7 protein-coding genes are annotated in these 10,506 nt (G+C 53.9%); 2 read left to right on the forward strand and 5 right to left on the reverse strand.

Annotated elements, in window-relative coordinates:
* Nucleotides 1-194: 194 nt before the first annotated feature.
* The 5 genes from FGI04_RS07810 to FGI04_RS07830 all read right to left on the reverse strand — a co-directional run bounded on the left by FGI04_RS07810 (nt 195) and on the right by FGI04_RS07830 (nt 4,728).
* The gene (locus FGI04_RS07810) at nt 195-1,316 is read right to left on the reverse strand and encodes an ABC transporter substrate-binding protein (protein ID WP_407336541.1); all 1,122 of its coding nucleotides are present in this window, start codon (nt 1,314-1,316) and stop codon (nt 195-197) included.
* Nucleotides 1,317-1,729: 413 nt separating this feature from the next.
* Nucleotides 1,730-2,329 carry a hypothetical protein gene (locus tag FGI04_RS07815; protein WP_038904287.1) on the reverse strand — a complete coding sequence of 200 codons (600 nt, stop codon included), beginning with the start codon at nt 2,327-2,329 and terminating at the stop codon, nt 1,730-1,732.
* A gap of 401 nt (nt 2,330-2,730) precedes the next feature.
* Nucleotides 2,731-2,910 (reverse strand): hypothetical protein, encoded by a 180-nt coding sequence (locus tag FGI04_RS07820; RefSeq protein WP_407336542.1) that lies wholly within the window; start codon nt 2,908-2,910, stop codon nt 2,731-2,733.
* Nucleotides 2,911-3,133: 223 nt separating this feature from the next.
* Complete coding sequence (locus tag FGI04_RS07825) at nt 3,134-3,466, reverse strand: DNA-binding protein (protein WP_407336543.1); 333 nt, start codon at nt 3,464-3,466, stop codon at nt 3,134-3,136.
* A 314-nt stretch (nt 3,467-3,780) separates the two neighbouring features.
* On the reverse strand, nt 3,781-4,728 hold the full coding sequence (locus tag FGI04_RS07830) for a type III effector protein (RefSeq protein WP_407336544.1): 948 nt from the start codon (nt 4,726-4,728) through the stop codon (nt 3,781-3,783).
* Between the two features lie 239 nt (nt 4,729-4,967).
* Between FGI04_RS07830 and FGI04_RS07835 the strand changes: the two genes are divergently transcribed.
* Together FGI04_RS07835 and FGI04_RS07840 are read left to right on the forward strand one after the other, a co-directional pair.
* On the forward strand, nt 4,968-9,872 hold the full coding sequence (locus FGI04_RS07835; RefSeq protein WP_407336545.1) for an AvrE-family type 3 secretion system effector: 4,905 nt from the start codon (nt 4,968-4,970) through the stop codon (nt 9,870-9,872).
* Nucleotides 9,873-9,994: 122 nt separating this feature from the next.
* Entirely contained in the window at nt 9,995-10,417 is a 423-nt protein-coding gene (locus tag FGI04_RS07840; RefSeq protein ID WP_407273439.1) for a type III secretion system chaperone, read from the forward strand.
* Nucleotides 10,418-10,506: the final 89 nt, after the last annotated feature.

Raw genomic sequence — 10,506 nt, forward strand, 5'->3', positions numbered from 1 at the left:
CTTACCTGAGTAAGCCCATCGGGATGAAATGAGAGACATCCTGTCTCTCACCAGAGGCCAGCCGTTCCGTTGGCTGGTCAAATTCGTTCCCAACGAATATGCAGAAAAAGCAGATTTATCGCTGTCATGGTAACGATACCTAAATAAAAAGGGCCAGAATGGCCCTGTCATGTAGTCAATGAATACAGTGATATTTAGTTAGACAACGGTGCATCCGGGTGCAGGCCCAGCCAACCAGGTGTGGGATCGCCTTTGGCTTCGCCTACATACAGACTCATTTGGGCACGGAAGCGTTCAACGGCAGCGCGATCAGACATGAAGTCGACAAACGCCTGTGGACGGGTGTTTCTGTATTCCCAGATGTGCTTATAACCTGCGGGTGGAGCTACATCGGTACGCACTGACCACATCCGCGCAACCTGCGTTTGTGTTTGCGGATCCAGCAGCCAGCTCAGATACAACTTGGCGCTTTCAGGATGTTTGGCCTGTTTGAAGATGGCAGCACGCTGCGCCCAGGAGACAAAGGGGTCTGATTTCGGCAGTACAAATCGGGTTACCGAACCTGCTGCGGGAACCAGTGCGCCAGAACTGCTTGGGGTGGCGCTGTATTTACCGGTGGCTATTTGCGCGCCGGGGACGTTAGTGCCTCGTGCATAAACCGGGTCTTGCTCCTGAAGTTTTTCTACAAACTCCCAGCCGTATTTATCCACTATCTGTTTGTACCAAAACAGCACCGCGTCATCGTCGTTTGGATAGGCCAGTATCAGGTTGCCTTTTAAATCGGGGCGCAGATAGTCGTTAGCCTCTCGCGGCCAGGATTTTTCATCCAGCAACTGGGTGTTGACCAGGTTACTAAAGGCGATGACGTACGCACCAATCCAGGCACCGTCTGCGTCACGAAATTCCGGGTAAATTTTGTCCCAGCCTATGGGTTTGTAATTCAGCAAAACCCCCTGTTTTTTCCAGCGAGGGAAATTCTGCACCGTCTGTAACTGCACCACATCCGGAATCAGGGTATTGGTCGCCAGTTGGTTGTCGATACGCGCGTCGTGATATTTGCTGTAGTCGACGATGACATTCAGCTTGATACCAGGAAAACGGCTCTCAAACGCCTGCTTGAAGCCCGTTTGCTGTGACTGCACATCGCCACCGGCATAAACGGTGACCGTCCCGCCTTCGCTGAGCGCGCTCTGATAAATTTCATCCAGTGAACGGGTATCGGGTGCAACGGCAGCCTGCGCTTGCCAGCTGCTGATGCCCGCCATCATGGTCAAGAGTAGTGCGGTTTTCTTTAAGTACTTCCCAGTGTATTGCATCGTGGTCTCCTTGACTGGGGTGATAAAAGCCGTGCTGACAGGTGATAACCTTCAGAATTGAACGACAGCGACGGCGTAATAAGCGAACGACTGCAGGTGTTTTTCCCTTTTTCTGTCAGGGAATTGAGAGTTGAGTCTATCGGATTAAATAAAAACAAACAGGAAGAAAAAGTGAACGAAATGATTAAAATCACTGAATGATTTTGGGCGGTGAGTTGTTCTTGATGTGCCATTTTTTCTGGAATTAAATGGCGTGAAACGGGGCGTGGTATAACGTTATTATTAATTTTTTCTAATTATTTTTGATTGGGTAAGAGAATGGTCTGATTGTACAGAAAGGACGCGGAGATCACAGACAAAGGGCAAAACGCCCTGTCTGGCAGGGCGGAGAAAGCGTCTCGGGCAAACGACCATCAAGCGGCGGTATTAACCAGATTGCCTTGTGATGAGGCGGAAGCCAGCGAAGAGGAAAAACTTTGCAGGAAAGTCGACAGGGATGCATTGCTGCTATCGCCACCCAAAGCGGTGACCATTGAACTGAAGGCGCTTTGTAATTCACTCAACTGGCTGCTCGACACAGAACTGCTGGAAGAGGAGTCGGAAGAGAGTGCGCTAATCAGTGAAGACAGGTCATTTTTCATCGGGTTGTCAGACAGCGACGATGAGTTGGATGACGCACCGATGCTGTGCAGGGTATCCATCAACGTATGCAGGAAGGTGGCCACGGCTTCTTTCGCGCTGGAAGATGAGGTGTCCGACGTGCTGCTGTCTGTTGAGGATGTTGACGATGTCGTGGAACTGGTTTCCGAGGTACTGCTGGTGCCAAGCGTGATACCAATTGAAGATAACGCTGTCACCAAAGACGAAAACAAGCCCCCCTCTTTATCATCATCCTGTTTACGGTAAGGGAGCGCCGTTACAGAAGATGAGGAGGACGACGTGGAACTGACGCCGGATACCTGCAACACGGAATTATATAACCCCGCGTAGTTGGAGGATATGGACATCACCATGATATTTCTCCTTGTAGTATTTGCCAGAAAATTAACTACGCTCGACACGTGCATGAAATACACGACGCCGCATAGGTATATAGAATAATTAAAATTATTTTTCTATCAGGGGCGATTGGCGCAGAAGTGGTTCAATAAAGAGTGAAAATCAATCGGGTGAAAAGGTGGTGATTTATTTTTCTATTAATGGCATAGAAAAAGGCTAAACGTAATTTTTGTAAGGATAGAGAAAGAAAAACGATATTGTGGAAATGGATTGAAATAAATAACCGCAATGGTAAGGAATGCGTAAATTTATTATTATGAAATCATAATAAGCGAAAAAACAAATAACAGTATCAATGCCGAGACTCAGTGTGTCCCGGCTGAGTCCCGGTAAAAGCACCGTGTCTGGCAGAAGGTCAGAGTTCGAAACCGGGGGCGACCTCTTTCACCGGTTTTCGACAGGCTGCAGGTACATCGGAGGCCGGAGAACGGGCGTTGCAGTCAGGGGCAAACGGGTTAAACGACTCACGGTTAACGTAGATCAGCAAGAGAAGGAGTATTAACACAATGGTGCGCAGGCGTTTTTTCTTTTTCATATCATGTGCCGACAGTTTACGCGTGGCGAGTGGAAATCAGGTTGGATTAGATTACGGGAGTCGTTCATTACTGTCTTGCTTTACAAACTTTTGTCATTACGATTCAGGATGGTTCATTTCGTCAGGCTCGGATGCGGCATCACGAGAGGAAACGTCGTACTGGCATCAGGCATAAAAAAACCAGCGTCTGGCGCTGGCTTGTAAGGTGGGATAGGCTCACGAATTATAACGCATGCCGTTGTTGTTGCAGGGCGATCAAATGGTCGGCTATCTGACGAATAACCCAGAATGCCGTTTGTCCTACGTCGCTGTTCATTTCTGGATCCAACGTGGTATCCACGCTTTTCAGAAAATCAGCCTCCAACGAGTCGACAAAAGCGTCAAAGTCGAACTGACCACTACGCGGTAATTCTTTTTTGCTCAAAACCAGATTGAAACGTCGGGTAACCATCTGGATAGCCTGTTCGAATGCCTGACGTTGTTCGGGTGTGATATATCCGCCCCGGTCGACCAGTTCAGTCCAGCGGGTAGGCGTGCCGATATCATGTTCGGTCATGATGAATTTCCTGTCAGTAGCGTGGTGGATTTAGGCACTTATTCGGTGTTCCACTCGATCGCTGCGCGCCGTAAGGCCCGTTATTCGTTATGCGGTCCGTGCCGCCAATACCGCTCGCAAGCCCCGTGCTGGGGATGCGAAGCGTGATGCTGATATCTGACATGATATGCCCCTTTAACCCAAAGATGAGATACCGTTCACCAAACAGGCAGGCGACACGGCCTGCCTTTCGCCGAATGAACTGTCTTTAACCGACTAAAAAACGCGCCTGATGTGTTCTTCCCCAGGAGATAACAAACCGGCGCGTGAGATGATCACACCGTGGCGTTGTCGGTATTGCTGCCTGCCTCGGCAGGTGCAGGAGCCATACCGAGTGGTGTTCCGCCTTTGCTGTCGGTCAGTTCGCTGGCGTTATGGCTGGCCCCGGTTGGTGCGATACCGCCAGTTTCAGGTGCCGTGCCGCTCAGAACTGGGTTTGCTCCGCTACCGACACCGGGGGCCGCATTGCCGCCGGATACCGGTGCCGCACCACTTCCGCCACCGGAGCCGCCCTGAGGCTGACCAAATTGGTTTTTCTGGTTTTCCATCAGCATCGCCACCAATGCCATCAGGATTTTCACCAACGGGTTATCACTGATTTGGCCGCCACCATCCTGCGTTGGAGAAATACCGTTGCCGAGGCTGTTTTCGCCTGAGTCCTGCAACAGTGATTTACTGAGATCCTCCAGACCGCCCGTTCCCCCAGCCCCGGATGCACCGCCTGCACCTTGCGCGCCGCCCGCACCACCGCTGCTGTCCAGTCCGCTACCTTGCAATCCCTGTCCGCCTTGAGCCCCGTTTTTCGGCATCAGCAAGTCCAGCAATTTCGTTAGCATGTCGGTCAACCCGTTTTGACCCTGGCTACCGTTTGCTCCCGCGCCATCACCCAGACTGCTCAAGCCGCTATTCAGTCCGTCGGCCAGACCGTTGCTCTGCCCGCCGCCTTGTGCGTTACCTGCACCGCCACCAAGTGCATCACTGGTTCGCCCGAGAGGACTGTCGCCGCTGCTCTGACCGTCTTTGTTGTTCAGCAGACTGGGGAGCAGCGCGGTCATGAGCACCGCCAGCGCCTCCAGCAGTTTGTTTTCCTGCGCACTGGATTGATTGCCGGAAAGCCCGTTACCACGCGGGCCGTTATTGAGGTTGTCTGCACCGCCAACGCCACCCAGTCCGCCATTCAGGCCAGCACTGGGGAGACTTAGCGTGATGTTGATATCAGCCATAGTTCGCCTCTGTTTATCAGGATATGGATGCCCGTCATCGAAAACGAGCGCGTGTCAGCACGGCAAATGCCCGCTGTTTGCTGAGTGAGGAACGCGGCGTGATGGTTCCATCCCTCACGGTGGGGGAATGCACGCAGGGGGAATGTGGGAGAGCACTCTGTGGGCTGGTGGAACTGAAGACGAGAACAGGCCACTCAACAGGCATCACCGCACTCAATCCAGCACACGGGAGAAGGCCAATGTTGGGCAACATTAATCCTATTCAGCGACAATCGTCGTTGACAGACATCCAGAACACCGTCCCCCAACGCAGTCATACGTTGACGCAAGGCAGTACGAACGTGCCCGCGCAGTCCACGTCGGCGTCGCTGCAACGGGCAGGGATGCACGCCGGTATCGCACAAGTTAGCCAGCAGCCATCGCTTCCCAATGGTGAAGGTGCGCAGATTGGCCGTTCTCCCAATTTGCAAGGCATGAAAGGGGCGATAGACCGTGCGCTATCAACAGCCGCGAATACGCCTGCGGTAGTCGGGGCCGGCACCGCAGGCAGCGTGATATCGCTGGATAAGAAAGGGCGGCTTGAACTGGGCGAAGGGGTGTCCGATCACCTGAAAACGCTATTGTCGCAAACACTCGGTAAGAACACGTTGCCTTTTGTCGCGCATCAGGCTAGCGACGATGGTAGCCAACACGTGCTGATGGATAAAAGCGGCCGATTGTTTAGCCTGCATCTGGTGGGCGACAGGATGGTGGCGTTGCATTCCAGTGCTCCGGCGCAGGCAGGTAAAGCCGCACAAGCGTTGTCCGGTAAGCATCAGGCCAGATTTGCGCTGGAGATGGATGATACGCACATCCGTGCGTCCGTCGTTAACCACAGTGGTGTCAATACCATCAACCTGCCACAACCGGGTCAGGCGGTTAAGGCATTATTGACAGGGGGGCACACCGACCCGTCAAACGAGAACCTGACGCTGAGGATTCATGACAAAGCGCTGTATAGCCTGAACGCCGATCAGGTGTGGGAGAAAAAGAGCGATACGCCGCACAGCCATCTGGCGAGTCAGGCCGATGGCAAATTGTATGCCGTGAAGGGGGATAAAACCCTGGCTAGCCTGTCGGCAGGGCAGGAATCGCTGCCGTTTGCTGACAAAATTAAATCCTTCTTCGCCAATGCACAGCACAACGTGGCGTTATTGACGGAAAAAGAGGACAGCACGGTACAGCTCCATCTGTTGCCGAAAGCCGATGCCCCGGCAGACCAGCACCTCACGCTTAACCTGAAGCTCGAAGGGCATGTGGCACTGGCTCGCGGCAGTGAACAGGTGAACGCCAGAGCCGTCGGGCTGGAAGGCCATCGTTTATTTGTGGCCGATGATGAAGGCAAGGTTTTTGTCGGGACGCTGCCATCGACTGGCGACAATACCGTGAAACTGGAGCCGTATCACAGCCCGGCGTTGAATGCGGTATTGGGTGAACATCACAAGGTGCAAGGCTTTGTGGCGGATGAACACGGTGCCATGCATGCACAGGTTAACGATGCTGCCGGGCAAAAACATCTGGCACCGCTGGCGGATGGCAGTAAACCGGGGGAGACCGAAGGGTTCAAGCCCGGTTGGAATCTGAGTGATGCGTTGGTGGTGGATAATCAGGCCGGGTTAACCAAACAGGACCCACCAACGCATGACGTGATGGACATGGGGCGGCTGGGGGCTATGGCGCTGCATGACGGCAAAATTCACTACCTCGACAATACCACTCAGAGCTGGACCAAAACCGAGGTGGGTGCCACCCAATTGACGCGAGGCCTGGATAATCAGGCCTACGTGTTGGATGAAGGGCAGGTGAAGAAGCTGTCCATCAACCAAAAAGCCGACAGCGTGACCCACGGCGATAACAACGTCTTTGCCGTCACGCAAGGACGTAACTCGCCCTCGGCGGGTGACCCGTTATCCGGGCCGGATAAAAACAGCGGTACCAGGGCACTGGCGGTGGTGGATGGCAACAAATATGTTACCGCCACCGCACAAGGCACATTGCAACTGCATCTCAACAAGCCGGGGTTACAACGTGCGGCGATACCACCTCAGCCATTACCGACCGATGGACTGCACGGTGAAGTGAAACATCTGGCGTTGGATAAGGAACAGAACCTGTTTGCACTCAATAACGACGGGCAGGTATTCCGACTGGATAAACAAGCGTTACAGGGTCACGCAGAGGCGCGAGCCAGTAGCCAGTGGCAGCCAGTTGCGTTGCCGGACAACGTGAAAGCCGAGCGGTTATCGACCAGTAAAAATCACGAGCCGATGATCGTGGATGACGGGCATCAGCAGCACAGTTTAACGGCCGAGGGCTGGAAAACCGCCACGCCGGAAACCCCCGACACGCATGCGCCGCGTGCCGCTGCGGCTGCCTATGATCGGCTGGCGGGTGCTACCAAAGCGGTACACATTCCATTGACTCACCTCACGGGGAAAGTGGAGGCACAGGTTCTGGGGCGCTCAGGGATGGAGGGGCACAAGACCAACAGCCACTTTGGTGATTTTTTGGGGGCTTATGTCAAAGAAACGGTGAAAGAGATAGCCAGAAAGCCGATTGACGCCGCACAACACCACCTGAAAGGGCGAGAAGGGCTGTCACAGCTTTACGACACGCAAGCCAACCTGTTCAAAAAACTGGAACTGGCGGTCTCTTCTCATCGCTGGAGTGCTAAACGCGAAGATTTGCAAAGTCGGCTGGAAAAACTCGATTTAGGCGAGGCTGGAAGGCCGTTGCTGGCAGCATTGACATCATTCCAGAACGATTTGGAAATGAGCGCGGCTAAATCCGCCACCTTGTTAGGCAAGCATCAGGGGGTATTGCAACCTGGCGGCGAGGTCAACGACACATTCAAACCCTCGGCATTCAAGGCGGTGGCTCAAGCCATCAATGATAAGCGTTCCGGCAAAGATCTGAGTGTGGCGTTGTCGACGGTCATCAATGCGGCACCGCTTTCCAAAGACAGCAAAGCCGGGGCATTGCTGAACACCTTCGTCGCCAAAAAAGTCGACATGAGCTACCAGAGTGACAGCGTGGCAACCGGGCCCCGGCGTGATTTGGGCGATGCGATGGCACTGACCAAATCACGTCTGGCGTTGGATGTCATGACGGCAAGCGATCTGCACGGCATCGTTGACCAACTGGCCGCCTTCTCCGGTAAACAGCCGACCGCGGCTGATCTTAAGCCGATGCACGCGGCCCTGAGTGCGCTGCGTGACCACCATTACGGTGATAACGACGTCAAAAAGGTCACGGATATGGGGTTTACCCGGTTTGGCGCGCTGGAGGCGGATTACGATGCGGTGAAAACCTTTACTCACGCGTTTAGCAACGAAAAAAGCGCTATCAACCTGACCTCTCGCACCTCGCTGGATGCCAGCGATAAGGCCGGGTTGGCCAGTAAACTCAAAGAGACCATTTTATCTCTGGATAATGGTGAAAGCCTGGCCGTTAACCGCAGTTATAACGCTGGTGCCAGCACCTTCTATGTACCGGCGAAGGCCAAAGTGATGCTCAACGCCACCGCTTTCCCGATTGTGCCCAACGGCGGCGTCACCGGCGATCGCACCTATAGCCTCACCTTTAGCCGCAGCGACAATGGTATTGACGTTAACTTTGGGCGCAATGGGGGATTGAACGCCAAAGTTGGGGTCTCAACCGGGCAAATACCGAATGATGCTAAGAAGCGTTTTGATTTCGACGATAAAAAACACACCGTGACGTTGGACGTTCGCTTCGGCGGCAGTCTCTCTGCCGGGCTGGGAACCGTTCAGCAACATGGCCTCAAATTTACGCTGAGCGAAAAAGAGCTGCCCGGTTTTATCGATAACCTGATGGAGGGCAAGGTGAACCCGCTGGAACTGGTGGCAAAGGGGAACGACCACCGGGTCAAAGAGGGATTCTCCATTAAATTTGATGTGGATGCGGCACTGACGGCAGATGCCCGCGCTGAAATCAATCTGACGGATAAACCCGCGGCGTCGAAAAAAGGCAAAGTGCCGACTTCGGCGACCCGTTTTTCTGTTGGCGTGGGTGCCGGGGCGAACCTGATGTCGGCCAGCCATGAGCACAGCACGGTGCGGGGGGCGTTCACCGAGCAGAATGCGACCACCAACAACCGGGCGCGCTTCATGAACCAGGTGAATGTCGGGGCCAACGCCACCGCGTTTGCCGGAATCACCCGACCGGACCCGAATGGGGCGTGGATAGCCCCGCTAACGACCGGTGCGTCAGCCACGATGACGGTGGACACCAAAACCAACCACAGTATCAGTATGCAGATCAAACCGGCCCAACCGCTGGAACAGCGCGAAATGGATAACCTGCTGACAGCATTGAAGAAAAAATTCACCGACCCGGAGACACAACAGGTATTGAAAGGCGTGAAAGACCTGACAGATGTTGGCGAACAACTGGCTATTCTGAATACACATTTTGACGCGAAAACCCCGGCGGACGATGGTCAGTATGGTGCCATCAGGGATTTGCAGGCGAAGGTTCGACAGCATGACGCGGCGGGAAAACAGGGGGTGACGCTCGATAGCGCCAGCTACAGCACGACGTACGCCAACCTCGCCAAACTGGACAGCAACGGGATTTTCCATGCCCTGCGTAAGCTGGTTAGCGATAACCTGCCACCCACCAACGCCGAACGTATTCATGGGTTTATGGAGGAGAACCCGGCGCTGAAAGCCGTAGTGCAAAAAATGCAGTCACTGACTAATGCCACCGCGGGCGTCAGCCTGGAGTTGAAAGACGAGGTGAAAGCGAGGGTCGAAAAAGGCATCCAGAACAATACGCTGGGTAAGGATGACATTGCGGCTATTTTCCGTGACAGCAACAACCTGCGTATCAAGTCAGTCGATTTCACCCAAACGGTAAAAAACAAGGAAGGGCTGGCGTTTCCGCTGCCGATTGTCAGCGCAGGTAGCAGTGCCGATGTCAGCATGACCAAACTGCTGGGCAAGATTAACTTCAGCTACGGCCAGAACCAGAACAACCCCGCCAGTTTCAGTCTGGAAGGGGCTATCGCTAAAGCCAGCCCTGAGGTATCGCAGGCGGTCAATCATCTGTACCAGCAAGGTATTACGCTGGCGAAACAGTAAGGTCTGCAACGGCGGATACCGTCTGGCGCGGCACAGTAAATAGCGAAACCGCGGAAAGCGAAAACCTGGTACCGGTTCATTAAGGCATTAGCGGTTCATTAAAGCATAAGGAGTAAAACACCATGACCTCAGCACAACAACAGGCGGCGCGTTTGCTGCAACATTTTAGTCAGTTTAACCACACCCGGCTGACGCTCAATAACGGCATCTGTGTTCTGAATGACGCAGAAGGGCAAGAGGCAGCGGTCATCGAAGTGCCAGCGCAAAGCGACAACCTGCTACTGCACTGCCAGATAGTGAGCCTGCAAGGGGAAGAACGGCCCGGTATCTACCGCCTGATGTTACTGCTCAATTTCGAGATGGCGGCGATGCGCGGCTGCTGGCTGGCACTGGATGAATTCGATAACCTGCGTCTGTGCAGTCAATACCCGCTCGATAAGCTGGATGAGCCGGGTTTTACCGCGTTACTCAATGGCTATATCCGACAGGTTGGCGACGTTCGTGCCTTTATCACGCAGTCGTTGACGGACAGTCAGGCGGCCTGACGAGGTCTGTACTAACAAATTCTTATCCCTGAAATCATCGTATCAACACCATCACACCGGTCGCGGCTGCGACCGGCTTCGCACGACGC

It is taken from the genome of Dickeya ananatis (assembly GCF_019464615.1).
In the GTDB taxonomy this organism is placed as follows: Bacteria; Pseudomonadota; Gammaproteobacteria; order Enterobacterales; family Enterobacteriaceae; genus Dickeya; species Dickeya oryzae.